The following is a 25,537-nucleotide window of genomic DNA, read 5'->3' on the forward strand; positions in this document are numbered from 1 at the left end:
GCAGGACCACTTTTACACACCGTGTGACGCAGAGCGAAGCGAAGACTTGCCGCCCGCCGGTGCTGTTGTGGTTCTCAGGAGACCTGCATGAATCTCTGGCAACAGAACTATGACCCGGCTGGCAATCTCTGGCTTTCCAGCCTGATCGCATCGCTACCGATCCTGTTTTTCTTCTTCGCGCTGATAAAACTCAAACTAAAAGGCTATGTCGCCGCCAGCTGGACCGTTGGCATCGCCCTTGCCGTCGCGCTGCTGTTCTACGATATGCCGCTGGATCGTGCGCTGGCCTCGGTGGTGTATGGCTTCTTCTATGGATTGTGGCCGATTGCATGGATCATTATCGCCGCCGTATTCGTTTATAAAATTTCCGTCAAAACCGGTCAGTTCGACATTATTCGCTCGTCGATTCTCTCAATAACGCCGGACCAGCGTCTGCAAATGCTGATTGTCGGTTTCTCTTTCGGTGCGTTTCTAGAAGGGGCTGCTGGCTTCGGCGCGCCGGTGGCAATTACCGCAGCCCTGCTGGTGGGCTTAGGTTTTAACCCGCTCTATGCCGCAGGTCTTTGCCTGATTGTGAATACCGCGCCCGTCGCCTTCGGTGCGATGGGGATCCCGATTCTGGTGGCCGGGCAAGTCACCGGGCTGGACAGCTTCGAAATCGGCCAGATGGTAGGCCGCCAGCTACCGTTCCTGACGATTATCGTGCTGTTCTGGATCATGGCGATTATGGATGGCTGGCGCGGCATTAAAGAGACCTGGCCGGCGGTAATAGTGGCGGGCGGCTCGTTCGCCATCGCGCAATATCTGAGTTCCAACTTTATCGGCCCGGAACTGCCGGACATCATCTCTTCATTGGTTTCGCTGGTCTGCCTGACGCTGTTTCTTAAACGCTGGCGTCCGGTACGCATCTTCCGCTTCGGCGATATCGGTGCGGCGCAGGTCGATCTCGATTTAAAACGCACCCACTACAGCGCCGGGCAGGTGCTGCGTGCCTGGTCGCCGTTCCTGTTTTTAACCGCCACCGTAACGCTGTGGAGCGTACCGCCGTTTAAAGCGTTGTTCGCCCCTGCCGGCGCGCTACATGATTGGGTATTCACCATTGCCGTGCCGCATCTCGATAAGCTGGTGGCGCGCATGCCGCCGGTGGTAAGCGCCGCAACCCCGTATGCGGCGGTATTTAAGTTTGACTGGTTCTCCGCCACCGGCACCGCCATTCTCTTTGCCGCGATTTTGTCGATTATCTGGCTGCGCATGAAACCAAAAGATGCTGTGACCACCTTTACCGGCACGTTACGCGATCTGGCGCTGCCCATCTATTCCATCGGTATGGTGCTGGCATTCGCCTTTATCTCGAACTATTCCGGGCTCTCATCAACGCTGGCGCTCGCACTGGCGCATACCGGCAGCGCTTTTCCCTTTTTCTCACCGTTCCTCGGCTGGCTGGGGGTATTCCTGACGGGTTCGGATACGTCATCTAATGCCCTGTTCGCCGCGTTACAGGCAACTGCCGCTCAGCAGATTGGCGTGTCGGATGTGTTAATGGTCGCGGCGAATACCACCGGCGGCGTCACCGGTAAAATGATTTCGCCGCAGTCGATTGCCATTGCCTGTGCGGCGGTAGGACTGGTGGGTAAAGAGTCGGATCTGTTCCGCTTTACCGTGAAACACAGCCTGATTTTCACCTGCATGGTCGGGGTGATCACCACGCTTCAGGCCTATGTTTTAACCTGGATGATCCCATGAAAATCCTGCCCAGACGCCTGACAGACGAGGTTGCCGATCGTGTGCGGGCGCTGATTGCTGAACAACAGCTGGAAGCGGGCATGAAACTGCCCGCCGAACGCCAGCTTGCCGTACAGCTTGGCGTATCGCGTAACTCTTTGCGGGAAGCTCTCGCCAAACTGGTCAGCGAAGGGCTGCTGCTAAGCCGTCGCGGTGGCGGCACCTTTGTCCGCTGGCAGCATGATGAGTGGTCGGAGCAAAACATTGTCCAGCCGCTGAAAACCCTGCTGCATGACGACCCGGATTACAGTTTCGATATTCTTGAAGCGCGCCACGCCATTGAAGCCAGTACCGCCTGGCACGCGGCAATGCGTGCCACCGAGGCCGATAAAGAGAAAATCGTGCTGTGCTTTGAGGCGACCCAGGCCGACGACCCGGATTTGGCGTCGCAGGCCGATGTCCGTTTTCACCTCGCCATCGCCGAAGCGTCACATAATGTGGTGTTGTTGCAAACCATGCGCGGTTTCTTCGATCTGCTGCAATCGTCGGTGAAACAGAGCCGCCAGCGCATGTATCTCGTTCCGCCGGTCTTTTCACAATTGACCGAGCAACATCAGGCGGTGATGAATGCCATTCTCGCCGCAGACGCCGAAGGCGCGCGCCAGGCGATGATGGCCCATCTCGGCTTCGTGCACACCACGATTCGCCAGTTCGATGAAGATCAGGCCCGCCAGGCACGCATTACCCGCCTGCCCGACGAGCAGCACATTCACTCCAGGGAGAAAAAAGCATGATTATTTCCGCAGCCAGCGACTATCGCGCGGCGGCTAAACGTATTTTGCCGCCGTTCCTGTTTCACTATATCGACGGCGGCGCGTATGCCGAATACACCCTGCGCCGTAACGTTGAAGATTTATCCCAGGTGGCGCTGCGCCAGCGGGTGCTAAAAGATATGTCGGAGCTAAGCCTCGAAACGACGTTATTTAACGAGAAGCTGTCGATGCCGGTGGCTCTGGCTCCGGTCGGGCTGTGCGGCATGTACGCCCGACGCGGCGAAGTGCAGGCAGCGGGTGCAGCCGATGCGAAAGGCATCCCTTTTACCCTGTCGACGGTTTCGGTCTGCCCGATTGAGGAAGTCGCCCCAACGCTTAAACGCCCGATGTGGTTCCAGCTGTATGTGCTGCGCGATCGCGGCTTTATGCGTAACGCGCTGGAGCGGGCAAAAGCCGCCGGTTGCTCAACGCTGGTGTTCACCGTGGATATGCCCACTCCCGGGGCGCGCTACCGCGATGCCCACTCCGGCATGAGCGGCCCGAACGCGGCGCTGCGCCGTTATTTGCAATCGGTGCTGCATCCGCAGTGGGCATGGGACGTTGGCGTTAACGGACGCCCGCACGATCTTGGCAATATCTCCACTTATCTCGGCAAACCGACCGGGCTTGAAGATTATATTGGCTGGCTGGCGAACAACTTCGATCCGTCGATCTCCTGGAAAGACCTTGAGTGGATCCGTGAGTTTTGGGATGGCCCGATGGTGATCAAAGGGATCCTCGACCCGGAAGATGCCCGTGACGCGGTGCGCTTTGGCGCAGACGGTATTGTGGTTTCGAACCATGGCGGCCGCCAGCTTGATGGTGTGCTCTCATCCGCCCGTGCGCTGCCGGCGATTGCCGATGCGGTAAAAGGCGATATCACTATTCTGGCCGACAGCGGAATTCGTAACGGGCTGGATGTAGTGCGGATGCTTGCTCTGGGCGCTGACTCGGTGCTGCTGGGCCGCGCTTATCTGTATGCACTGGCGACGCACGGCCGCAAAGGCGTGGCGAATCTGCTGGATCTGATTGAAAAAGAGATGCGCGTAGCGATGACGCTGACCAGCGCCAAATCCATTCGCGACATCAGTAAAGATTCGCTGGTTCAGGGGCTAAACCAGCTCCCCGCCGCGCTGGCGCCGCTGTCACATGGCGACGCGGCGTAGAGAGTGCTATTCTGCCCCCGCTATTAAGGGGGCAGTATGTTAAACATCGTTTTATTCGAACCAGAAATTCCGCCTAACACCGGGAATATCATTCGCTTATGCGCCAACACCGGCTTTCGTCTGCATATTATTGAGCCGATGGGGTTTACCTGGGATGATAAGCGCCTGCGCCGCGCGGGACTCGATTACCATGAGTTCACCGCCGTCCAACGCCATCACGATTACGCCGCGTTTATCGCCGCCGAACAGCCGCAGCGACTCTTTGCCCTCACCACCAAAGGCACACCGGCGCATAGCGCGGTGAGTTATCAGGACGGGGATTACTTAATGTTTGGCCCGGAGACGCGCGGCCTGCCCGCCACTATTCTCGACACGCTGCCGCCTGAGCAGAAAATCCGCATTCCGATGATGCCGGACAGCCGCAGTATGAACCTGTCGAACGCGGTGTCGGTGGTGGTGTATGAAGCCTGGCGTCAGTTAGGTTATCCGGGGGCTGTGTTGCGCACATAAAGAGCTGCCGGATGGCATGACGCGCATCCGGCAGTTGAAAAGCCTTGGTTCGCAGGCTGAGAATTAAATCCCGTCGCCGTACTCGAAACCCTGCTTAATACCGTTGAAGTGCTGATCCATATCCATTGCCGGTTTTTCACTTTCGGGTCTACCGACAATGCGCGCCGGCACGCCGGCCGCCGTGGTATGCGGCGGTACCGGTTGTAAAACGACCGAGCCGGCGCCGATTTTCGCACCGCGACCGACTTCGATATTGCCGAGAATTTTGGCACCCGCGCCAATCATCACGCCCTCGCGGATTTTCGGATGGCGATCGCCGCTGGTTTTCCCGGTGCCGCCTAAGGTGACGGATTGCAGAATCGACACGTCATTTTCAATTACCGCCGTTTCGCCCACCACAATGCCGGTGGCATGGTCGAGCATAATACCGCGGCCAATGCGCGCCGCCGGGTGAATATCCACCTGGAAACTGACGGAGACCTGGTTTTGCAGGAAGATGGCCAGCGCTTCACGCCCCTGGCCCCAAAGCCAGTGACCAATGCGGTAAGCCTGCAGAGCGTGGAAACCTTTCAGATAGAGCAGCGGCGTGGAGTATTTATCCACCGCCGGGTCGCGGGTACGCACGGCCTGAATATCACAGGCGGCGGAGGCGATCATTTCCGGGTCGGCGGCATAAGCTTCTTCCACCACTTCGCGGATGGCGATAGCGGGCATAATCGGCGAGGCGAGCTTGTTCGCCAGCATATAGCTCAGGGCGCTGCCGAGGTTTTCGTGCTTGAGTAACGTTGCGTGGTAAAAACTGGCCAGCATAGGCTCACAATCCGCCAGTGCCCGGGCTTCGGCTTTGATATTTTTCCAGACCAGATCCAGTTCTTCACACGGCATTGCTTACTCCAGACGCGATAAGACGACAGGCTGGGTTGCGCCAGCCTTATCGTGAGTTCAAAAAGAGTCCCTGCGACGAAAGAGTTAGTGCTCTTCTTTTCGGGCACGACCTAATAAGGTCAATGCTGCCTCGCGCGCATTTTTTCCGCAATACAATACCTGATAAATTTCCTCGGTTATTGGCATTTCGACGCCAAACCGGTGCGCCAGCGCACGCACTTCTTTGGTATTGCGGTAGCCTTCGACCACCTGGCCAATCTTCTGCTGGGCGCTCTGAACGTCCAGGCCCTGGCCAAGCATCATGCCGAAACGGCGGTTACGCGATTGGTTATCGGTACAGGTCAGGACCAAATCGCCCAAGCCCGCCATGCCCATAAAGGTGGCCGGATCTGCGCCCAATGCAGCGCCAAGGCGCGACATTTCGCTCAACCCGCGGGTGATCAGCGCCGTACGCGCATTGGCACCAAAGCCAATGCCGTCGGACATGCCTGCGCCAATGGCAATCACGTTTTTCACCGCGCCGCCTAATTGCACGCCGATAATGTCCGGATTGCTGTAAACGCGGAAGCTTTTGCCGCAGTGAAGAAGCTGCTGCAAATCGTCGGCGAACTGCGCATCGGTAGAAGCCAAAGAGATAGCCGTCGGCAGACCCGCCGCCAGCTCTTTGGCAAAGGTGGGACCGGAAATCACCGCCAGCGGGATAGCCGCGCCGAGGACTTCGCGCGCCACTTCTTCCAGCAGACGCCCGGTTTCCGCCTCCAGACCCTTGGTGGCCCAGACGATACGCGCATCGTCACGCATTAATGGCTTGATACGCGTCAGCACATCGCCAAACACGTGGCTTGGCACGACCACCAGAATATTCCGGCTGGCGGCCAGCGCGCGGGCTAGATCGCTCTCTAATTGCAGCGTGTCGGGGAAAGGCACATCGGGAAGGAACGCGACATTGCAACGGTCATGTTGCAGAGCCGCGATATGGTTTGCATCATGGCCCCACAGCACAACCTGGTGGCCATTTCTTGCCAGCGTGATGGCAAGAGCGGTGCCGTACGAGCCGGCACCGATCACAGTCATTGCAGCATTAACGGCGTTCATCAGGCATCCTGATGCGGTTCGGCACCTTCGCCAGTCTGCTGCTGCAGGTAGTTCATAAACAGCGCATCAAAGTTGACTGGCGCAAGGTTGAGCTGCGGGAAAGTACCGCGGGAAACCAGGCTGGTGATGCACTCGCGGGCATACGGGAATAGAATGTTCGGACAGTATGCACCCAGGCAGTGCGCCATCTGCGTGCCTTCGATACCGTCGATAGAGAAGATACCGCCCTGCTGTACTTCACACAGGAAGCCCGTTTCTTCGCCCAGAGAAGCGGTTACGGTCACGCGCAGAACCACTTCATATACCCCTTCGCCCAGCTGCGAGGAGGCGGTGTCGAGATCCAGTTTCACTTCCGGCTGCCACTCTTTCTGAAAGACGTGTGGCGCATTCGGCGCTTCGAAAGAGATATCTTTCGTGTAGATACGCTGAATCTGGAAAGTCATTTCGGTGTTATTTTGTTCAGACATGAGTGAAAACCCTTTAATGTTGTAGTGCTAAAGCGTTAACGCAACAGCGGATCCAGCCCGCCACGCGCGTCCAGCGCATATAAATCGTCGCAGCCGCCAATGTGCTGCGCATCAATAAAAATCTGCGGAACTGTGGTACGGCCGCTACGTTGAATCATCTCTTCACGCTTGACCATGTCGCCATCGATCGGCAGCTCGGCAAAAGCGACGCCTTTGCTGCTCAGCAGCGCCTTTGCCCGGTGGCAAAACGGGCACGTGGCTTTCGTGTAGATCTCAATATTGGCCATATCTCTTTCTCCGATGTTTACCCGTAGGTAACTTATTTACCGCGAACTAACGGCAGGTTTTCGCCCATCCAGCCAGAGATACCGTCTTTCAGTACAAAGACCTTCTCGAACCCGGCTTTCACCAGTTCGTTCGCCGGCGTCTGCGCCTGCATGCCGGTACCGTCAACAACAATGATCGGCGCGCTTTTGTGTTTTTCAAGCTCACCTACATTATTGGCTTTGATCTCGTTTGGCAGCAAATTCACCGCGCCTGCAATGTGACCTTTGCGGAAATCATCACGCTGACGCAGATCGACCACTACCGCATCTTCTTTATTAATAAGATGCGTGGCTTCGCCGCGAGAAATCACTTTCACTTTAGACATCAGTCCCTTGAAAGTGGTGAACAGTACCGCACCGAACAACCCAACCCAGGCGAGGCAGAGGATTGGATTACGGCCAATGAATTGCATAATTTCTTGCATCTGGGGTAACAACTCCCGACATAGTGATTAAAAACCAGCAAGGAGTATACCTGCGCAATGTGGCAAATACAGCCAGCGAGCGCGATGGAATGCATTTTATGCGGCGCGTCACGAAAAAAATCATCATGAAGCGGCTAACCAGAGGGCTATTCAGCGGTTTTCTTTGATCTTCTGCGGCTATTTGATCGATTCAGCTGTAGTAAAATTACGCAAATTTTTTTGTCTTCTGAGCATGAGGTTGTCGCAATGTCGGTTTCTAAAAAACCTATGGTACTGGTGATTCTTGATGGCTACGGCTACCGTGAAGACCAGCAGGATAATGCTATTTTCAACGCAAAGACCCCGGTAATGGATAGCCTGTGGGCAACGCGTCCGCATACGCTGATTGACGCTTCCGGCCTCGAAGTCGGTCTGCCGGATCGCCAGATGGGTAACTCCGAAGTCGGCCACGTAAACCTCGGCGCGGGCCGTATTGTTTACCAGGATCTGACTCGCCTCGATAAAGAAATTAAAGAACGTACTTTCTTCAGCAACCCGGTACTGAGCGGTGCGGTTGATCAGGCGGTTGCGGCGGGCAAAGCCGTGCATATCATGGGTCTGCTCTCCGCAGGCGGCGTGCACAGCCATGAAGACCATATTCTGGCGATGGTGGAACTGGCGGCAGAACGCGGCGCAGAAAAAATCTACCTGCACGCCTTCCTCGACGGTCGCGACACCCCGCCGCGCAGCGCGGAATCTTCCCTGAAAAAGTTTGAAGACAAATTTGCCGCATTGGGCAAAGGCCGCGTCGCCAGCATTATTGGTCGTTACTTCGCTATGGACCGCGATAACCGCTGGGATCGCGTTGAACAGGCTTACGACCTGATGACCCAGGCGAAAGGCGAGTTTACGGTGGATAGCGCCGTGGCGGGTCTGCAAGCCGCTTACGCTCGCGATGAAAACGACGAATTTGTCAAAGCGACCGTGATTCGCGCCGCAGGCCAGGCCGATGCGGCAATGGAAGATGGCGATACGCTGATTTTCATGAACTTCCGCGCCGACCGCGCACGCGAGATTACCCGCGCGTTTGTGAACGCCGATTTTGACGGTTTTGCGCGTAAAAAAGTGGTTAAGCTTGCTAATTTCGTCATGCTGACGGAATACGCCGCCGACATCAAAACCGCCGTTGCCTACCCGCCCGCTTCTCTGGCGAACACGCTGGGCGAATGGATGGCGAAGCATAACAAAACCCAGCTGCGTATTTCCGAAACGGAAAAATATGCTCACGTTACCTTCTTCTTTAACGGCGGCGTTGAAGAGCCGTTCCCGGGTGAAGACCGCATTCTGATTAACTCGCCGAAAGTGGCGACCTATGATTTGCAACCGGAAATGAGCTCCGCTGAACTGACGGAAAAACTGGTCGGCGCCATTACCAGCGGTAAATACGACACCATTATTTGTAACTACCCGAACGGCGATATGGTCGGTCACACCGGCGTGTTTGACGCCGCTGTTGCCGCGGTTGAAGCGCTGGATCACTGCGTTGAGCAGGTGACTAAAGCGGTTCAATCCGTTGGTGGCCAGATGCTGATCACCGCCGACCACGGTAACGCGGAACAGATGCGCGACCCGTCAACCGGCCAGGCGCACACCGCGCACACCAATCTGCCGGTGCCGCTGATCTATGTTGGCGACAAAGGGTTGAAAGCCGTTTCCGGCGGTAAACTTTCCGACATCGCGCCGACCATGTTGACGCTGATGGGCATGGAAATCCCGCAAGAGATGACTGGTAAGCCGCTGTTCATCGTGGAATAATCGCTCCCCATGAGGGGAAAGGCGATTTTTTCAATTACATGGGCCGGGATCCGGCCCATGCTCTGCGCCAGCGCACTCAGCGCTGGCGTTTTGCTGTGCGCCGTTTCCGCCCACGCGGATGACCGCGATCAGCTCAAATCTATTCAGGCCGATATCGCCGCGAAAGAGCGCGCGGTACGCCAGCAGCAACAGCAGCGCGCAGGCCTTCTGGCGCAGTTAAAAGCGCAGGAAGAGGCTATCTCTGCGGCTACTCGCCAGCTGCGGGAAACACAAAACACCCTCGCTCAGCTCAACAAACAGATCGACGAGATGAACGCCTCGATCGCCAAACTGGAACGTCAGCGCATCTCGCAGGAGCACAACCTTGCCGCTCAGCTCGACGCCGCGTTCCGTCAGGGCCCCCATACGGGTATTCAGCTGATTTTAAGCGGTGAAGAGAGCCAGCGCGGCCAGCGTTTGCAGGCCTATTTTGGTTATTTAAACCAGGCGCGGCAGGAAACCATCGCCCAGTTAAAACAGACGCGTGAAGAAGTCGCTACGCAAAAATCAGCGCTGGAGGAGAAGCAGAGCCAGCAACAAACGCTGCTGTACGAACAGAAAGCACAGCAGGCGAAGCTGGAACAAGCGCGCAGTGAGCGGCAAAAAACCCTTTCCGGCCTTGAATCCTCCATTCAGGAAGGCCAGCAGCAGCTGAGCGAAATGCGCGCTAACGAATCCCGTCTGCGCGCAAGCCTTGCCCGCGCCGAAGCCGCGGCGAAAGCCCGTGCCGAACGCGAAGCCCGCGAAGCGCAGGCCGTGCGCGACCGTCAAAATGAAGCCAGCCGCAAAGGCACAACCTATAAACCCACCGAAAGCGAACGTTCGCTGATGTCCCGCACCGGCGGCTTAGGTTCGCCATCGGGCCAGGCGTTCTGGCCGGTTCGCGGCCCGCTGCTACACCGTTATGGCGAACAATTGCAGGGTGAACTACGTTGGAAAGGGATTGTTATTGGTGCCTCTGAAGGTAGCGAAGTCAAAGCGATTGCCGATGGCCGCGTGATCCTTGCCGACTGGCTACAGGGTTACGGGCTGGTGGTGGTGGTTGAACACGGTAAAGGCGATATGAGCCTGTACGGTTACAACCAGAGCGCGCTGGTCAGCGTGGGCACCCAGGTTCGCGCCGGTCAGCCGATAGCGCTGGTAGGGAGCAGTGGCGGTCAGGGCCGACCTTCACTCTATTTCGAAATTCGCCGTCAGGGTCAGGCGGTCAATCCACAGCCGTGGTTGGGAAGATAAGGTTTGCTTCAATTTCGTCGTATTGTTTTCACCCTCGCCAGCGCGCTGGCGTTTTCCGCTCCGGTCCTTGCCGGGAAACTGGCTATCGTTATCGACGATTTCGGCTACCGTCCACAAACTGAAAACCAGGTGCTGGCGATGCCGCCGGCGGTTTCCGTTGCCGTGTTGCCTAACGCAACCCATGCACGCGAGATGGCGACCAAAGCGCATAACAGTGGTCATGAAGTGCTAATCCATCTGCCGATGGCACCGCTGAGTAAACAGCCGCTGGAAAAAGACACCCTGCGCCCGGATATGAGCAGCAACGAGATCGAACGCATTATTAGCGATGCCGTAAGTAAAGTGCCATTTGCCGTAGGGCTGAACAACCATATGGGCAGCGCAATGACATCAAGCCTGTTTGGTATGCAAAAAGTGATGCAGGCTCTCGATCGGTATAATCTCTATTTTCTCGATAGTATGACCATCGGCAACAGCCAGGCGCTGCGTGCCTCTACCGGTACCGGCGTGAAAGTGATTAAGCGCAAAGTGTTCCTCGACGATACGCAAAACGAAGGGGATATCCGTCGCCAGTTTGACCGCGCGGTACAGCTGGCGCGCCGCAACGGCTCCGCTATTGCCATTGGTCACCCGCATCCGGCTACCGTTCGCGTATTGCAGCAGGCGCTCAATAATCTGCCGGCGGATATTACGCTGGTGCGCCCAAGCGAGCTGCTGAACGAACCTCAGGTCGATACTTCAACACCCAACGCAACGCCGCCCGGCAGCCCTGTGCCGCCGCCGCGCAACCCGTTTCGCGGGGCGAAACTGTGCAAAGCGAAGCATAAACCTGAGCCGGTGTATGCCAGCCGCTTCTTTAGCGTAGTGGGTGAAAGCGTGAGTGAAAGCACGCTGGTGCAGTATATGCAGAATCAGTGGCGTGGCTGGGCTGCGCAGAAAAAGTAATTTCAATTTTTTACGCCGGTCAGGTGCGCGGCAACAGACGGTGCCCGGCGCGTATTACGCAGGGTTAAAGTAAATAATCAGAAGGTTAAGAGATGGCGCAACGCTATAAGATACTGCTGCTCGATACGGGTAAAGAGTGGGGTGGCGGTACTAACAGTATGCTTGAGCTTCTGAAGCGTATCGATCGGCAGAAGTTCGATATAACCTGCTGTTTTTACAGTAACTATGCTCGCGCACAAGGGCAAACCATCGAGCAGGTTTTACACAGTATCGGCATCCCGCTGGTGGTTATTCCACAACGTAAACAGCCCTGGTGGGCCAAACTCGCGAAAGAAGCGGGCCGTGGCGTACTCTTTTTCTCGCGAAACGGGCGTAAATCCCTTACCCGTTATATTGACCGGCTGTGGCGCATACAGCCGAATGTTCAGCGTATCGAGAATCTGTTGAAACAGGGCGGCTACGATACGCTCTATATGAACAATCAGCCCGGCTCCAACGAAGAGGGCTATCTGGCAGCGGCGAGATTGCCCATCCGCCTGATTCAACACTGCCGTATTGAGCCGGTGTTGAATGACGCACTGGTAACGTTGGTCAACCGTCATGTCTCGCAGGTTATTGCCGTGTCTCACGGCGTTGAACGCGTTTTATTGCAGCATGGCGTTAAGCCAGAATTGTGCACAACGGTAAACAATGCGATTGATATTCATCAGAAAATGCCCGACCGCCTCGCGATGCGTCAACAGTTGGGGCTGGATGATGATACCTTTATTTTTGGCAGTATTGGCTCGCTTATCCCACGCAAAGCCAACCATCATACTCTGAGCGCCCTGAGCACATTTAGCCAGCGTCATCCTGAGGCGAAATGGAAGATGATCATTGTCGGTGAAGGCGCGGAACGCAACGCATTGATGAATCAGGCACAATCGCTGGGGATTGCAGATCGGCTGGTGTTCACAGGTTTTCAGAACCAGCCTTTTGATTACCTGTCCACTTTCGATGCTTTTATCCTGGCATCGCAAAGCGAAGGTTTACCGCGCGTTGTGCTGGAAGCCATGCTGTTAAAAATCCCTGTTATCGGATCCGCCGGTACCGGCACGGCCGAGCTTATCGAAGATAAGGTCACCGGATTATTGTTTCCATGGAGTGATATCGCACAGCTTTCATCCCATCTGGAGCAGATCTGGGCCAGCGAAACGCTACGCGCGCAGCTGGTCGCCCGAGCCTTCGAAAATGTGTGCCGTCATTACGCCATTGAACATTACGTGGCGGGCGTTGAAGCCGTGCTAGCAAACCCATCTTTCGAACGAGAGCGCCATGTTTAAATTTCTCAACTCGCGATACCGCCATCTTACCGGCCGCCATAATATTCCTTACGCAAGCCTTTCGCAGGACGAGAAACGCGTCGCGGTGGATTCCGTCGTCATTCCCTGCACCGGCGCGGATTACATTGAGGAAGCGTTGTTGTCGGCGATGTTTGCCGAGCGTTATGCGAAAGAGATGGCTGAAATTGTTATCGTCAGCGACCAGCCGGCATCGGCATTTGGTCAGCTTCCGGCTAAAACACGCGTTGTAACCCTCGATTTGCCGAAGCGTGAAGAGACCTATCGCTATAAACAGATTTACCTGAGCCGTCTGGTTAAGCTTAATGCCCCTCTCCAGGCAAAAGGTGAAGGTATTTTGATGATCGACTCCGACCTGAATTTACTTAAAATGCCTGAGATTCAGATGACGGACATGTCCATTTATTCCAGCTTCCGTCAGGGAAAAATGATTGCCAAGCTGGATGGTGCCCCCACAGAAAAGGTGCCGGCTTATTATAAAGAGACCGTGCGCCCCTATTTAGTAGATCACGTTAATGGCGCATTCCTCGCTGCAACGAAAAAAACCTGGCGGCGTATTTGCCCACTTTGGCTGACATTGTTTCAAGATACCTGGGAACTGATGGATGACAGCCAGCCGCCAACGGATCAATTACCCCTGGCTGCGTTACTGGATCTGCTTGATCTTAAAACCATCAATTTAGGTGACTGGATGAACTGGCCAGTTTCCAAAAAAATCGGCGGCCAGGAATCCATAATCCCTAAAGAGGTTATTGGTGCCCACGGCGGTTTCCCGCTTTCCGAATGGCAAAAATATCTCGACTCGGTAGAGCATAAGCTGCTGTTTAAAGGCCAGGATTATACGCGCAAAGTGCGCTACCTGACCGATGCCGAAAAGTTGCAGAAATAGTACAGGGGCTGCGGCCCCTTATCTTTGCAGCAAAAAGAAAGACTTATGGTGACGTTTTCTGCCGCTCTCCCGCCGTAGCTGAAGCTTGTGCTTCCCTAACGGCATACCAGGCTTTGAAGTATTTCATAAAGCTATACAGCGTGGCATACAGCCCCGTTGCCGCGCCGACTTTACCTGTGCGCCATGCGCCGCTGAACAGATACCATTTAAAAAAGGCACCGATAGCGCTGATAATTCCCCGGGTCAGAGAAGGTCTGACGCGGCGATATTTCACCAGCCGCGTGGTGTAGCCATTCACCTTATTAAACATTTCATGCAGCGTATAAAAGGTGTCATGGCGAACGCGCCCCGGAATTCTGCTGCTGCTAATGCTGCCGACAACCTGGTCATCAACCGGGCGGTCATTAAACTGCGCATGCTGACGGTTAAATAATCGTACGGGGAAATCGGGGGATGAAATAGGGTAAATAGTACGAACTTCTTGCCCCAGTACATACCAGTAGCGCGGCAATCGCCAGCTGCAATCCGCGGCGGGTTCCTCGCCTGCTTTCAGCTGGAGAAGATACTCCACCACTTCTTCATTAAGAATTTCATCGCTGTCCATACATAACACCCAATCATAGGCAGCGAGCTTAACGGCATGATTCATCTGCTGACCATGCATATCAAAAGGGCGATGGTGAACCTGCAAGCCATACTGGCGGCAAATATCAATGGTTGCGTCGCTGCTGCCGGAATCGAGCACCACAAAGTCGTCAGCAACGATAAGCAGAGGGGGTAAAACTTCCTGTAACAGTCGGGCCGAATTAAACGTTAAGAGACATACCGAGAGTTTTAACATAAGGAAAACCTCATGCAGAAGTTAAACGCTTGCTCAACAGAGTAGTCGCCCCGGCGAGAAAGAGGAGGAATATTTTACCTGGTGGGTGAAAAGGTCCTGAATAAAAAAGGGATAAAAAAGGCGCCTGACAGCGCCTTTTTCATTATTAATTCCAACTGAGAATGACTTTCCCGGACTGACCCGAACGCATCGCGTCAAATCCCTGCTGGAACTCATCGATACTGAAATGATGGGTAATGATAGGGGTCAGATCCAGACCAGACTGGATCAACGCCGCCATCTTATACCAGGTTTCAAACATTTCGCGGCCGTAGATCCCTTTGATAAACAGCCCCTTGAAGATGACCTTAGTCCAGTCGATAGACATATCGGACGGCGGAATCCCCAGCATGGCAATGCGGCCACCGTGGTTCATGGTATCGAGCATGGTACGAAACGCCGGCGGCGCGCCGGACATCTCCAGACCGACGTCAAACCCTTCCGTCATGCCCAGCTCCGCCATCACATCCGTCAAATTCTCTTTGCTGACGTTAACCGCACGGGTAACGCCCATTTTACGCGCCAGATCAAGGCGATACTCATTCATATCGGTGATCACCACATGGCGCGCGCCAACGTGTTTTGCCACCGCGGCCGCCATAATGCCAATCGGGCCTGCGCCGGAAACCAGCACATCTTCGCCCACCAAATCAAAGGAGAGCGCAGTATGAACCGCGTTACCGAACGGGTCGAAAATCGACGCCAGATCGTCAGAGATATTGTCCGGGATTTTGAAGGCGTTAAACGCCGGGATGACTAAATACTCGGCGAAGCAGCCGGGACGGTTAACACCGACGCCGGTGGTATTGCGGCACAGATGGGTGCGCCCGGCACGGCAGTTACGGCAGTGGCCGCAGGTAATATGACCTTCACCGGAAACGCGATCGCCAATTTTGAAACCCTTCACTTCCTGACCGATACCCACCACTTCACCGACATACTCATGACCGACAACCATCGGCACTGGAATGGTTTTTTGCGACCAGTCGTCCCAGTTGTAGATATGCACATCGGTGCCGCAAATCGCGGTCTTGCGGATTTTAATCAGCAGATCGTTATGACCGACATCCGGCTCCGGTACGTCGGTCATCCAGATGCCTTCTTGCGCTTTCAGTTTAGACAACGCTTTCATTACACATCCTCAGGCAATCACACCCAGTTGTTTACCAATGCGGGTAAAGGCAGCTACCGCACGCTCAATTTGTTCAGGCGTATGCGCTGCAGACATCTGCGTACGAATACGCGCCTGGCCTTTTGGCACCACCGGGAAGAAGAAACCGGTGACGTAAATCCCCTCTTTTTGCAGCTCACGCGCGAAGTTTTGCGCTACTACCGCATCCCCCAGCATCACCGGAATAATGGCGTGATCCGCCCCCGCAAGGGTAAAGCCTGCGGCGGTCATTTTTTCGCGGAACAGGCGCGCGTTATCCCACAGGCGCTGACGCAGCTCGGCGCCGGACGCCAGCATTTCCAGCACCTTAATAGATGCCGCAACAATGGCCGGTGCCAGCGAGTTGGAGAATAGATACGGGCGCGAACGCTGACGCAGCCATTCCACCACTTCTTTACGCGCCGCGGTGTAACCACCGGATGCGCCGCCGAGCGCTTTGCCCAGCGTGCCGGTGATAATGTCTACCCGGCCCATCACTTCGCAGTATTCATGGGTGCCGCAACCGTTCTCACCGACAAAACCCACCGCGTGAGAGTCGTCGACCATCACCAGCGCGTCATATTTATCCGCCAGATCGCACACGCCTTGCAGGTTGGCAATGACGCCATCCATGGAGAAAACACCATCGGTGGCAATCAGGATATGGCGCGCACCGGCGTTACGTGCTTCCTGCAGACGGGCTTCCAGCTCCTGCATATCGTTGTTGGCGTAGCGATAGCGCTTCGCTTTACACAGACGAACGCCGTCAATGATCGACGCATGGTTCAGGGCGTCGGAAATAATGGCATCTTCAGCGCCGAGCAGGGTTTCAAACAGCCCGCCGTTGGCGTCGAAGCAAGAGGAGTAAAGAATCGAATCTTCCATACCGAGGAATTCGGCCAGTTTTTTCTCCAGCGCTTTATGGCTGTCCTGCGTACCGCAGATAAAGCGGACCGACGCCATACCGAAGCCGTGACTGTCCATGCCGGCTTTCGCCGCAGCAATCAAATCAGGGTGGTTGGCAAGGCCAAGATAGTTATTGGCGCAGAAGTTAATGACATGGCCCGCGTTCGCCACGGTGATATCAGCCTGTTGAGCCGACGTGATAATGCGTTCTTCTTTAAACAACCCTTCCGCACGAGCGGTTTCCAGATCGTTCGTTAACTGTTTATAAAAATCCCCACGCATCGCAATTCTCCAGACTGGGCAAATTTCGGCACATATTACCGAAAGGTATACGCTGATACGAGATGACACATCATCCGTTACTCATTTTGTAGCATAAATCACGCATAGCCATCCCCTTCACTGGGTGAATGGCTGTAGGGTCGCTAATGTGATGGTATGATAAGAGTCATTAGTGTCTGAGGTAGTCTCAACGCTCCACTTTTCAAAGGTACAGTTATGATCATCGTGACCGGCGGCGCAGGTTTTATCGGCAGCAACATCGTTAAGGCTCTGAATGATAAAGGTATCACCGATATTCTGGTGGTGGACAACCTGAAAGACGGCACCAAGTTCGTCAATCTGGTCGACCTGCATATTGCCGACTATATGGATAAAGAAGATTTCCTGATCCAGATTATGTCCGGCGAAGAGTTTGGCGATATTGAGGCGGTGTTCCACGAAGGTGCTTGTTCTTCTACCACCGAGTGGGACGGTAAGTACATGATGGACAATAACTATCAGTACTCCAAAGAGCTGCTGCACTACTGCCTGGAACGCGAAATTCCGTTCCTGTATGCCTCCTCTGCTGCCACCTACGGCGGCCGTACGTCTGACTTTATTGAATCCCGCGAGTATGAAAAGCCGCTTAACGTTTACGGCTACTCAAAAATGCTCTTCGACGAATACGTGCGCAGCATTCTGCCGGAAGCGAATTCACCGATTGTCGGCTTCCGCTATTTCAACGTGTACGGCCCACGCGAAGGACATAAAGGGAGCATGGCGAGCGTCGCTTTCCATCTCAATACGCAACTGAATAACGGCGAAAGTCCGAAACTGTTCGAAGGCAGCGATAACTTCAAACGCGATTTCGTCTACGTGGGCGATGTAGCGGCGGTAAACCTGTGGTTCTGGGAGAACGGCGTGTCCGGTATCTTTAACCTGGGCACCGGGCGAGCGGAGTCTTTCCAGGCCGTTGCCGATGCGACGCTGGCTTTCCACAAAAAAGGCAGCATCGAATACATTCCCTTCCCGGATAAGCTGAAAGGCCGCTATCAGGCGTTTACCCAGGCAGATCTGACTAACCTGCGCGCCGCCGGCTACGACAAGCCGTTTAAAACCGTGGCCGAAGGCGTAACCGAATATATGGCCTGGCTGAACCGCGACGCGTAAGTATGAAAATTTTGGTTATCGGCCCCTCCTGGGTCGGCGACATGATGATGTCGCAGAGTCTTTATCGCACGCTTAAAGCGCGCTTTCCCCAGGCGATAATTGATGTGATGGCACCCGCGTGGTGCCGTCCGCTTTTATCACGCATGCCGGAAGTTAACGAAGCGATCCCGATGCCGCTCGGTCACGGCGCGCTGGAAATTGGCGCCCGCCGCAAACTCGGTATCAGTCTGCGCGAGCGCCGGTATGACCGCGCTTACGTGCTGCCAAACTCCTTTAAATCGGCGCTGGTGCCGTTCTTTGCCGGAATCCCGCACCGTACCGGCTGGCGCGGCGAAATGCGTTATGGCTTGCTCAATGACGCTCGCGTGCTGGATAAACAAGCCTGGCCGCTGATGGTGCAGCGTTATGTCGCGTTGGCCTATGACAAAGGCATAATGAACTCGGCGCAGGATCTGCCGCAGCCGCTGCTGTGGCCGCAGTTGCAGGTTAATGACGGCGAAAAATTGCAGGTCTGCGCGACGTTTGCTATTTCCGCCGAGCGCCCAATGATTGGCTTTTGCCCCGGCGCAGAGTTCGGTCCGGCCAAACGCTGGCCGCACTATCACTATGCTGAGCTGGCAAAACAGTTAATTGACGAAGGCTACCAGGTGCTGCTGTTTGGCTCGAAGAAAGACCATGACGCAGGCAACCAGATTCTGGCTTCTCTAAGCATCGAGCAGCAGGCCTGGTGCCGCAATCTGGCAGGCGAAACAGAACTGGAACAGGCGGTAGTGCTGATTGCCGCCTGTAAAGCGGTGGTCTCCAATGACTCCGGTTTAATGCATGTCGCCGCCGCCCTTAATCGCCCGCTGGTGGCGCTTTATGGCCCCAGCAGCCCGGATTTCACGCCGCCGCTGTCACACCAGGCGCGCGTCATTCGCCTGATTTCCGGCTACCACAAAGTGCGTAAAGGCGACGCGGCCGAAGGCTACCATCAGAGTCTGATCGATATTACGCCGCAGCGCGTGCTGGACGAGCTAAATGCGCTATTGCTGGACGCGGAAGGATAACCGATGCGGGTACTGATCGTTAAAACCTCTTCGATGGGCGATGTGCTGCATACACTGCCCGCCCTTACCGACGCCGTACAGGCGATTCCAGATATCCATTTTGACTGGGTGGTGGAAGAGGGTTTCGCCCAAATCCCCTCATGGCATGCAGCCGTGGACCGCGTTATTCCGGTAGCGATTCGCCGCTGGCGCAAAGCCTGGTTCTCCGCGCCCATCGCGGCAGAGCGCAAAGCCTTTCGCGAGGCGGTACAGGCGATAAAGTACGATGCGATTATTGATGCGCAAGGGCTAGTAAAAAGCGCCGCGCTGGTCACCCGACTGGCCCGTGGCGTGAAGCACGGTATGGACTGGAACAGCGCACGCGAACCGCTGGCGAGCCTGTTTTACACCCGCCGACATCATATTGCTAAACAGCAACATGCGGTTGAACGTACGCGCGAGCTGTTCGCCAAAAGCCTCGGCTATGCTAAACCCCAAACGCAGGGCGATTACGCCATTGCCCGCCACTTTGCTGACGGGGCTGCCGCGCACTCGCCGTATGCGGTTTTTTTACACGCCACCACGCGCGATGATAAACACTGGCCGGAAGCGCGCTGGCGCGAATTGATTCAACTAATGCAACCAACCGGTATCCATATTAAACTGCCGTGGGGCGCTGAACATGAACGCCAACGCGCTGAACGTCTGGCGGCGGGTTTTACCCATGTCGAGGTTCTGCCTAAACTCTCTCTGGCGCAGGTTGCAAAAGAACTGGCGGGCGCGCAATGTGTCGTTTCCGTCGATACGGGACTGAGCCATTTAACGGCCGCACTCGATCGTCCAAATATCACCCTGTTTGGCCCAACCGATCCGGGATTAATTGGCGGATACGGTAAAAATCAGCACCAGGTGGTAAGTCCTACAAAGCGGATGGGAGATATAACAGCGGATGAAATTATCACGATGCTTCAGAACTTTCAGCCATTGCCGGACAGAGATCCTTAACCAATGAGCTATATTTTTCTGCTGATTTTAATGCTGCCGGTGAAAATTATCGGCAACTTTTTCCGGAAGGAAACCGGACGGAATTTGGTCATTCAAACGGCTAAAATCGGCGATTTTATCAACGTAACACCGTTGTTGGCGTATTTGCAGAAAAGTGATGTTTTGATAAGCCGTAGCGTTAGCCCACTTGCAAAGCATGATGAGACCATCGAAACGGTTTATTTTATTGAGCAGCAAAAACGCAATCTGTGGCAGAAGCTCAGCTTCGCCTGCCATATCATGAACCGCTACGATAATATTTATCTACTGCAACCCAATAACGCTAACCTGTTCTTTGCCGCTGTCTGTAACGCGCGTAATAAGCAGTTTCTCAGCACCTACGCGCGCAAATGGTATCACTGGATTTTTTACCGCACCGCCGACGGCATCGTCAAACATGGAAAGAAGACGCTTTCGGTCAACAATTACCTGCAGCTGGCTGACCGTTCCCTGTGCTGGGAGAGTTCGCCCAAACATGCAACAAAACCCCTGTTCCGGCCTGCCGTTTATCCGGACATTCTCGATAAACCCGACGTCATTCGCATCGGGATTAGCATCTCTGCGGGGAATAAAGCCAAAACGGTTCCCCCGATAATCTGGAAGCGTATTGTCGATCGCCTTGCCGCGCTGCCCTGTCTGTTTTATGTGTTTGGTGCGCCTAACGAACAATCCTGGATGGATGACATCACCACCGCCTACGGCGAGATCCCCAATTTTATTAATATGATAGGGAAGATTGCGCTGGAAGAACTGCCCTGGGCTATTTCGCGGATGGACTGCTACATCGCCTCGGATTCTGGAAATGTGTATATCGCCGATGCGGTTAATGTCCCGGTGATATTGCTGTTTGGCCCCTGTTGCCATTATGAACAGCGTCCGTTAGGAAAAACGCTGTTGATTGGTGATGATAAGAATATCTGTTCTTACGTATTTGAAACGCAAAACTATTTTCAGCAGGATCGTGAAGAACTGTTTGCCGTTACCGACACCTCGCTCGAGCAGATGGAACACTTCATTCGTGATTTGCCCAAAGCTAACGCCTTACTAAATACCGGCGACGCATAAGGACACTTATCTAATGGCTTTTCTAAGCGTCATTATTGCCGCACATAACGCTGAAAAAACACTTCCCGCGACTCTTGAAAGCCTGCTGGCAGCTATTGGTGGCCGCGCGAAAGCGCTCGAAGTGATTATTATCAATGACAGCTCACAGGATGCAACCCAGGCCATTATTGACGCCTGGGCAGATAAATTACCGCAGCTTATCGTCCGCCAGGTCAATTACCGCAATGTGGGTCAGGTGCGTAACTGCGCCGTATCCCTGGCAACAGGCGAGTACATCACTATGCTCGATAGCGATGATCTATTGAAAGCAAATAGCCTGGCTGACGCGGTGGATTTCCTCGAAGTACAGCGGCCAGATATGCTGTTGACGCGGTTGCTGGAAATCCGCGATAGACGCAAAATATCCCCGTCATGGCAAGGCTTTAGCCCAATTCCATTATCAACCAATGATGCCGTGCGGCGTTTTCTGCAGCATAAAGATTTTCAGGCGCATCTTATTGGGCAATTTATCCAGCGTAAGTTGTATACCGAAAATCCGATTCCTGCGATGATCTGTTACGAAGATTTTGCGATATTTCCTGCGATGTTGATGCAGGCAAAGAAAATATTTTATCAGCGTCAGGGCCACTATTATTACATCAAACGTAGCGACAGCCTTTCCAGCGACCTGAATGCCAGTAAGATCGCGCCGCTGGTTGAGTGCACATTACGCATGGAACAAACCTTTCCTACGCAGTTCCGCCATTTGATGAATTGCCACTGGTTTGATATTTACCGCAATCATAAAAAGCATCTCTCTGCCGATCAGCTTCGAACAGTAAAGCAGCGCGTCGATGCGCTTTACTCGCTTTCATTTTTTCTCTCGAAAGACGTACGTTTCAGCTATAAAAAAAGGGTTATTAAGGCGTTGTGGAAAAAGTAAGATTACGGCTTTATCAACATTAGGTTACTGTTTGAAAAAAGGATTCCCTTTCTTCCTTTTACCATTGCGCTAATCATTGTTTTGCCAGGCGTGCTCAATTAATAACGAACCGGCTGAAAATGAGATCATGATAAATACGGCCCGATTTCTCGGGCCATGTTTATTTTTGCTGCTGATAAAACTCCGCCAGCGTCATTCCCTGCGTTCTGCCCGCCAGCCATGTAAACAACTGCTCCAGATCCTGATACAACCCGTCAATGGCGGCCTCATCCTTAAAGGTTGGGCTGCCGCCCGGCATAAATTCTGAAGAGTGCAGCATAAATTCGACGTAGCCATTGCCCTGATTCAGGCATTTTTGCGCCACATCAATCATCTGTGCCGCGTTTCCACCCGCAGGACGAAGCCAGTTGACTGAAGGTGAACGGTATTTACCGCGCAGCCGGTCATAGCTCTGTTTAACCGCATTAAGCCAGCCTGGATGTTTATATTGAATGCTCATGGGAACCTCAAGCAGCGTGCTGGTTCCCGGCTTCGAAATATCGTCAACGTCAATGAAATAAGCATGCTGTGGGAAATGCTGATAATCCGTACCACCGGAACCTTGCGGCGCGCCTTTAGCGTTACGCCAGTTCACACGAGGCGTCACCGAGCAATCCACCTGGTATCCCAGCTCGATAAGCAATTTGGCATAGCGGCTGTCGAACGCCCAGCGTCCGGCGCGATGACTCAGCATTTTGGTATTGAACGTCTCTTCCAACAGCTGCGTCATAAAACGGACTTTTTCACGCATAACGTCGAGAGGGTATTCAATCAGATAGGGTTGCCAGCGCCAGTCATCGCCCGTTAAGTCATGATCGGGCGGACTGTTCCAGGCATGCAGATGCATGCCAACCTCGCCTGCACCACGGGCAATAACGTCTTTTGCGAATTCGACAAAGAACGGATCCGTTGCCATTTCATAATTGGTTAGCCACACGGGCTTGAACCCGAAGCGATCGCACAATGCCTGGAAACGTGCCAGGTAGCGCGCGTTCTCGGTTTTGATCTCACGCCGATTTTGCCAGAGGTTATCGCCCTCGGTATCAATCGTGATGATAAACGCAGGTTTATCCATATTTAGCTCAGATTTTATAAAAGTCAGCGCTATGTTAAGCATTCCTACAACATTGAGTAAACCAGAATAGATAAATTCCTGAGAGTATGGAGAAAGAGTGCAAGAGCCCATCAGGTCTATTAGAATTGCAGGTACGTTGTTGCCGATAAAACGATGATGAATAATTTACACAACACGCCAGATTTACGCATTTTACTGATTAAATTACGTCACCATGGTGACATGTTACTGACAACGCCATTGATTAACTCGCTTCGCCAGCGCTGGCCCGCTGCGCAGATCGATGTGCTGTTGTATGAAGAGACACGCGACATGCTGGCAGCGCATCCGGCGATTCACAGGGTTTATGGGATCGATCGTAAATGGAAGCAGTTGGGTGCGGTTAAACATATGCTTAAAGAGTGGCAGTTGCTGCGCACTCTTCGGGCACGCCACTATCATCTGGTGATAAATCTCGCCGATCAATGGCGCAGCGCGATTGTAACTCGTTTTACCGGCGCGCCGGTTCGTCTTGGCTTTGGCTTCAATAAGCGTAAAAATGCTTTTTGGCGTTTTTGCCATACGGAGCTTGCTTCGGTCAAAAACCATCAAGCGATGCATACCGTGGAGCAGAATTTATCGATTCTCGCCCCGCTAGCCATTCCTGCCGTCTCAAATGTGACCATGAGTTACAGCGCGGACGACTGGGAACATGCCCGTCAAAAGCTTATCGCCCACGGCATTGACGATCGCTACATTGTGATTCAGCCAACATCGCGCTGGTTCTTCAAATGCTGGGACGAAGGCAAAATGGCGCAAACTATCGCCGCGCTGCAGCAGGAAGGACATACCATTGTGTTGACCGCCGGGCCGGATAAAAAAGAGCTTTCGATGATTGACCGTATCCTCAGCGCCTCGCCGCAAAGCGGCGTGGTTTCGCTGGCAGGCCAGCTTTCGCTGCGCCAGTTGGCTTCCCTTATCGATCATGCCGAGCTGTTTATCGGCGTTGATTCCGTGCCGATGCATATGGCCGCCGCGCTGCAAACGCCTTGCGTTGCCCTTTTCGGCCCGTCAAAACTCACATTCTGGTCACCCTGGCAGGTCAATGGTGAAGTTATCTGGGCGGGTGATTATGGTCCCCTTCCCGATCCTGACGCCGTCGATACCAAAACCAGTGAACGCTATCTCGACGCCATACCTGTTGATGCGGTGGTCGCTGCCGCGAAGAGGTGCCTGGCATGAAACGTCATCGTCTGGCGATTGTTCGGCAAAAATACCGTCCTGATGGCGGTGCGGAGCGCTTTGTCTCCCGCGCGCTCATGGCCCTTGGCAATCAGGATCTGGAATTAAATGTCATTACCCGCGAGTGGCAAGGGGAGCGCCAGCAAGATTGGCATCTCCATATTTGCAATCCCGCGAAATGGGGGCGCATCAGCCGCGAACGAGGCTTTGCTAAGGCGGCACGCGCGCTCTGGCAGGCGCAGCAGTTTGATATCGTGCAGAGCCACGAGCGCATTGCGGGCTGCGATATTTATCGCGCTGGCGACGGTGTGCATCAGCGCTGGCTGCAACAACGTGCCCGCATTCTTCCCGGCTGGCGGGCAAAAATGCTAATGCACGATAGCTATCACCGCTATGTGATGCACGCCGAACACGAAATGTACCAGGCACCAGAGTTGAAAGCGGTGATCTGTAATGCACAGATGATCAAAAAAGAGATCGTTGAAGACTTTAGTGTTGACGCAAAAAAGATTCATGTCATTTATAATTCGATTGATTCCAGCCGTTTCGTTCCAGCAGAAAGCACCCAGCGCGCACTGTTGCGCCAGCAGTATGGGTTGCCTGCCGCGGCCACTGTTTTTTGTTTTGTAGGATCCGGTTTTGAACGAAAAGGCCTCGCCGCGGCGATTGAGACGGTAGCTGGCACCCCAGCTTACTTAATCGTCATCGGCCAGGATAAAGCAGAAAAGCGCTATCAGGCGCTCGCCCAATCTTTGGGCTGTAAAAATCGGATCCGTTTTATGGGTATGCAAAAAGAGACGCTGCCTTTTTATCAAGTTTCCGATGGGCTGTTACTGCCCACGCTATATGATCCTTTTCCCAACGTCATTCTGGAAGCGATGGCCTGCGGTTTGCCCGTCATCACTTCAGATAGCTGCGGTGGGGCGGAATTTATCGAGCAGGGCAGAAATGGTTTCTTCTGTGACGCGCTGGATATCAACCGGTTACGAGACGCTGTAATGGCCGTTCCGGCACTGGAAAAGAGTAATGAAATGGGCATGAAAGCCCGGGATAAGGTTAAGGACTCAACCCCAGAAAAGCTGTCGACCCAGCTAATTTCGCTTTATAAAAATATTCTGGATTAAT

The 25,537-nt window shown here is 54.2% G+C and carries 25 protein-coding genes; 16 read left to right on the top strand and 9 right to left on the bottom strand.

Going from position 1 to position 25,537, the window contains the following annotated elements; all coding sequences use genetic code 11:
* Positions 1–87: 87 nt before the first annotated feature.
* The 4 genes from lldP to trmL are packed head-to-tail and all read left to right on the top strand — an operon-like array spanning position 88 to position 4,210.
* Positions 88–1,743: an L-lactate permease gene (lldP, locus tag RW65_RS16660; protein WP_039057922.1), complete on the top strand. Its 1,656-nt coding sequence runs from the start codon at positions 88–90 to the stop codon at positions 1,741–1,743.
* Entirely contained in the window at positions 1,740–2,516 is a 777-nt protein-coding gene (gene lldR, locus RW65_RS16665; RefSeq protein ID WP_039057923.1) for a transcriptional regulator LldR, read from the top strand. Before lldP ends, lldR begins: the two co-directional genes overlap by 4 nt.
* A complete protein-coding gene (lldD, locus tag RW65_RS16670) occupies positions 2,513–3,700 on the top strand; it encodes an FMN-dependent L-lactate dehydrogenase LldD (protein WP_039057924.1) in 1,188 nt (395 codons plus the stop codon). The genes lldR and lldD overlap by 4 nt, the downstream gene beginning before the upstream one ends.
* Positions 3,701–3,736: 36 nt before the next feature.
* Positions 3,737–4,210, top strand: coding sequence for a tRNA (uridine(34)/cytosine(34)/5-carboxymethylaminomethyluridine(34)-2'-O)-methyltransferase TrmL (gene trmL / locus RW65_RS16675; protein WP_039057925.1), 474 nt, complete (start codon positions 3,737–3,739; stop codon positions 4,208–4,210).
* Positions 4,211–4,273: 63 nt separating this feature from the next.
* Here trmL and cysE read toward each other — a convergent pair whose 3' ends face one another.
* The 5 genes from cysE to RW65_RS16700 all read right to left on the bottom strand — a co-directional run bounded on the left by cysE (position 4,274) and on the right by RW65_RS16700 (position 7,408).
* Complete coding sequence (gene cysE / locus RW65_RS16680) at positions 4,274–5,095, bottom strand: serine O-acetyltransferase (RefSeq protein ID WP_039057926.1); 822 nt, start codon at positions 5,093–5,095, stop codon at positions 4,274–4,276.
* An 84-nt stretch (positions 5,096–5,179) separates the two neighbouring features.
* Entirely contained in the window at positions 5,180–6,190 is a 1,011-nt protein-coding gene (gpsA, locus tag RW65_RS16685; RefSeq protein WP_039057927.1) for an NAD(P)H-dependent glycerol-3-phosphate dehydrogenase, read from the bottom strand.
* Complete coding sequence (secB, locus tag RW65_RS16690) at positions 6,190–6,657, bottom strand: protein-export chaperone SecB (RefSeq protein WP_039057928.1); 468 nt, start codon at positions 6,655–6,657, stop codon at positions 6,190–6,192. Before secB ends, gpsA begins: the two co-directional genes overlap by 1 nt.
* Before the next feature lie 35 nt (positions 6,658–6,692).
* Positions 6,693–6,944: a glutaredoxin 3 gene (gene grxC, locus RW65_RS16695; RefSeq protein WP_007369517.1), complete on the bottom strand. Its 252-nt coding sequence runs from the start codon at positions 6,942–6,944 to the stop codon at positions 6,693–6,695.
* 32 nt (positions 6,945–6,976) lie between these two features.
* Positions 6,977–7,408 (bottom strand): rhodanese-like domain-containing protein, encoded by a 432-nt coding sequence (locus tag RW65_RS16700; RefSeq protein WP_039057929.1) that lies wholly within the window; start codon positions 7,406–7,408, stop codon positions 6,977–6,979.
* A gap of 246 nt (positions 7,409–7,654) precedes the next feature.
* Between RW65_RS16700 and gpmM the strand changes: the two genes are divergently transcribed.
* The 5 genes from gpmM to RW65_RS16725 all read left to right on the top strand — a co-directional run bounded on the left by gpmM (position 7,655) and on the right by RW65_RS16725 (position 13,651).
* Positions 7,655–9,202 (top strand): 2,3-bisphosphoglycerate-independent phosphoglycerate mutase, encoded by a 1,548-nt coding sequence (gene gpmM / locus RW65_RS16705; protein WP_039057930.1) that lies wholly within the window; start codon positions 7,655–7,657, stop codon positions 9,200–9,202.
* Between the two features lie 9 nt (positions 9,203–9,211).
* Complete coding sequence (envC, locus tag RW65_RS16710) at positions 9,212–10,477, top strand: murein hydrolase activator EnvC (protein WP_039057931.1); 1,266 nt, start codon at positions 9,212–9,214, stop codon at positions 10,475–10,477.
* A 3-nt stretch (positions 10,478–10,480) separates the two neighbouring features.
* Positions 10,481–11,422 (top strand): divergent polysaccharide deacetylase family protein, encoded by a 942-nt coding sequence (locus tag RW65_RS16715; protein WP_039057932.1) that lies wholly within the window; start codon positions 10,481–10,483, stop codon positions 11,420–11,422.
* A gap of 92 nt (positions 11,423–11,514) precedes the next feature.
* Positions 11,515–12,744, top strand: a complete 1,230-nt coding sequence (locus tag RW65_RS16720) for a glycosyltransferase (protein ID WP_039057933.1) — start codon at positions 11,515–11,517, stop codon at positions 12,742–12,744.
* The gene (locus RW65_RS16725) at positions 12,737–13,651 is read left to right on the top strand and encodes a hypothetical protein (RefSeq protein WP_039057934.1); all 915 of its coding nucleotides are present in this window, start codon (positions 12,737–12,739) and stop codon (positions 13,649–13,651) included. Before RW65_RS16720 ends, RW65_RS16725 begins: the two co-directional genes overlap by 8 nt.
* Before the next feature lie 43 nt (positions 13,652–13,694).
* Here the strand turns inward: RW65_RS16725 and RW65_RS16730 are convergent, their stop codons facing one another.
* The 3 genes from RW65_RS16730 to kbl form a co-directional block, all read right to left on the bottom strand.
* Positions 13,695–14,492 (bottom strand): glycosyltransferase family 2 protein, encoded by a 798-nt coding sequence (locus RW65_RS16730; protein WP_039057936.1) that lies wholly within the window; start codon positions 14,490–14,492, stop codon positions 13,695–13,697.
* A gap of 145 nt (positions 14,493–14,637) precedes the next feature.
* The gene (gene tdh / locus RW65_RS16735; RefSeq protein WP_039057937.1) at positions 14,638–15,663 is read right to left on the bottom strand and encodes an L-threonine 3-dehydrogenase; all 1,026 of its coding nucleotides are present in this window, start codon (positions 15,661–15,663) and stop codon (positions 14,638–14,640) included.
* Positions 15,664–15,672: 9 nt separating this feature from the next.
* Positions 15,673–16,869 (bottom strand): glycine C-acetyltransferase, encoded by a 1,197-nt coding sequence (kbl, locus tag RW65_RS16740; RefSeq protein ID WP_039057938.1) that lies wholly within the window; start codon positions 16,867–16,869, stop codon positions 15,673–15,675.
* A gap of 216 nt (positions 16,870–17,085) precedes the next feature.
* Between kbl and rfaD the strand changes: the two genes are divergently transcribed.
* The 5 genes from rfaD to RW65_RS16765 are packed head-to-tail and all read left to right on the top strand — an operon-like array spanning position 17,086 to position 22,077.
* Entirely contained in the window at positions 17,086–18,018 is a 933-nt protein-coding gene (gene rfaD / locus RW65_RS16745) for an ADP-glyceromanno-heptose 6-epimerase (RefSeq protein WP_039057939.1), read from the top strand.
* A gap of 2 nt (positions 18,019–18,020) precedes the next feature.
* Positions 18,021–19,067, top strand: a complete 1,047-nt coding sequence (gene rfaF, locus RW65_RS16750) for an ADP-heptose--LPS heptosyltransferase RfaF (RefSeq protein ID WP_039057940.1) — start codon at positions 18,021–18,023, stop codon at positions 19,065–19,067.
* A 3-nt stretch (positions 19,068–19,070) separates the two neighbouring features.
* Positions 19,071–20,051, top strand: coding sequence for a lipopolysaccharide heptosyltransferase RfaC (gene rfaC / locus RW65_RS16755; protein WP_039057941.1), 981 nt, complete (start codon positions 19,071–19,073; stop codon positions 20,049–20,051).
* A 3-nt stretch (positions 20,052–20,054) separates the two neighbouring features.
* Entirely contained in the window at positions 20,055–21,155 is a 1,101-nt protein-coding gene (locus RW65_RS16760; protein ID WP_039057942.1) for a glycosyltransferase family 9 protein, read from the top strand.
* A gap of 13 nt (positions 21,156–21,168) precedes the next feature.
* Entirely contained in the window at positions 21,169–22,077 is a 909-nt protein-coding gene (locus RW65_RS16765) for a glycosyltransferase family 2 protein (RefSeq protein ID WP_039057943.1), read from the top strand.
* 160 nt (positions 22,078–22,237) lie between these two features.
* Here the strand turns inward: RW65_RS16765 and RW65_RS16770 are convergent, their stop codons facing one another.
* A complete protein-coding gene (locus RW65_RS16770) occupies positions 22,238–23,191 on the bottom strand; it encodes a polysaccharide deacetylase family protein (RefSeq protein WP_039058017.1) in 954 nt (317 codons plus the stop codon).
* Between the two features lie 153 nt (positions 23,192–23,344).
* Between RW65_RS16770 and rfaQ the strand changes: the two genes are divergently transcribed.
* Positions 23,345–24,412 (top strand): putative lipopolysaccharide heptosyltransferase III, encoded by a 1,068-nt coding sequence (rfaQ, locus tag RW65_RS16775; RefSeq protein WP_039057944.1) that lies wholly within the window; start codon positions 23,345–23,347, stop codon positions 24,410–24,412.
* A complete protein-coding gene (locus RW65_RS16780) occupies positions 24,409–25,536 on the top strand; it encodes a glycosyltransferase family 4 protein (protein ID WP_039057945.1) in 1,128 nt (375 codons plus the stop codon). Before rfaQ ends, RW65_RS16780 begins: the two co-directional genes overlap by 4 nt.
* Position 25,537 lies beyond the last annotated feature (1 nt).

The sequence above is a fragment of the Enterobacter sp. Bisph1 genome, assembly GCF_000814905.1.
In the GTDB taxonomy this organism is placed as follows: domain Bacteria; phylum Pseudomonadota; class Gammaproteobacteria; order Enterobacterales; family Enterobacteriaceae; genus Kosakonia.

Bases quoted from the DNA above. Each gene is read 5' to 3' on its own strand.
- lldP (WP_039057922.1), top strand. From the start codon at position 88: ATGAATCTCTGGCAACAGAACTATGACCCGGCTGGCAATCTCTGGCTT.
- lldR (WP_039057923.1), top strand. From the start codon at position 1,740: ATGAAAATCCTGCCCAGACGCCTGACAGACGAGGTTGCCGATCGTGTG.
- lldD (WP_039057924.1), top strand. From the start codon at position 2,513: ATGATTATTTCCGCAGCCAGCGACTATCGCGCGGCGGCTAAACGTATT.
- trmL (WP_039057925.1), top strand. From the start codon at position 3,737: ATGTTAAACATCGTTTTATTCGAACCAGAAATTCCGCCTAACACCGGG.
- cysE (WP_039057926.1), bottom strand. From the start codon at position 5,095: ATGCCGTGTGAAGAACTGGATCTGGTCTGGAAAAATATCAAAGCCGAA.
- gpsA (WP_039057927.1), bottom strand. From the start codon at position 6,190: ATGAACGCCGTTAATGCTGCAATGACTGTGATCGGTGCCGGCTCGTAC.
- secB (WP_039057928.1), bottom strand. From the start codon at position 6,657: ATGTCTGAACAAAATAACACCGAAATGACTTTCCAGATTCAGCGTATC.
- grxC (WP_007369517.1), bottom strand. From the start codon at position 6,944: ATGGCCAATATTGAGATCTACACGAAAGCCACGTGCCCGTTTTGCCAC.
- RW65_RS16700 (WP_039057929.1), bottom strand. From the start codon at position 7,408: ATGCAAGAAATTATGCAATTCATTGGCCGTAATCCAATCCTCTGCCTC.
- gpmM (WP_039057930.1), top strand. From the start codon at position 7,655: ATGTCGGTTTCTAAAAAACCTATGGTACTGGTGATTCTTGATGGCTAC.
- envC (WP_039057931.1), top strand. From the start codon at position 9,212: ATGAGGGGAAAGGCGATTTTTTCAATTACATGGGCCGGGATCCGGCCC.
- RW65_RS16720 (WP_039057933.1), top strand. From the start codon at position 11,515: ATGGCGCAACGCTATAAGATACTGCTGCTCGATACGGGTAAAGAGTGG.
- RW65_RS16725 (WP_039057934.1), top strand. From the start codon at position 12,737: ATGTTTAAATTTCTCAACTCGCGATACCGCCATCTTACCGGCCGCCAT.
- RW65_RS16730 (WP_039057936.1), bottom strand. From the start codon at position 14,492: ATGTTAAAACTCTCGGTATGTCTCTTAACGTTTAATTCGGCCCGACTG.
- tdh (WP_039057937.1), bottom strand. From the start codon at position 15,663: ATGAAAGCGTTGTCTAAACTGAAAGCGCAAGAAGGCATCTGGATGACC.
- kbl (WP_039057938.1), bottom strand. From the start codon at position 16,869: ATGCGTGGGGATTTTTATAAACAGTTAACGAACGATCTGGAAACCGCT.
- rfaD (WP_039057939.1), top strand. From the start codon at position 17,086: ATGATCATCGTGACCGGCGGCGCAGGTTTTATCGGCAGCAACATCGTT.
- rfaF (WP_039057940.1), top strand. From the start codon at position 18,021: ATGAAAATTTTGGTTATCGGCCCCTCCTGGGTCGGCGACATGATGATG.
- rfaC (WP_039057941.1), top strand. From the start codon at position 19,071: ATGCGGGTACTGATCGTTAAAACCTCTTCGATGGGCGATGTGCTGCAT.
- RW65_RS16760 (WP_039057942.1), top strand. From the start codon at position 20,055: ATGAGCTATATTTTTCTGCTGATTTTAATGCTGCCGGTGAAAATTATC.
- RW65_RS16765 (WP_039057943.1), top strand. From the start codon at position 21,169: ATGGCTTTTCTAAGCGTCATTATTGCCGCACATAACGCTGAAAAAACA.
- RW65_RS16770 (WP_039058017.1), bottom strand. From the start codon at position 23,191: ATGGATAAACCTGCGTTTATCATCACGATTGATACCGAGGGCGATAAC.
- rfaQ (WP_039057944.1), top strand. From the start codon at position 23,345: ATGATGAATAATTTACACAACACGCCAGATTTACGCATTTTACTGATT.
- RW65_RS16780 (WP_039057945.1), top strand. From the start codon at position 24,409: ATGAAACGTCATCGTCTGGCGATTGTTCGGCAAAAATACCGTCCTGAT.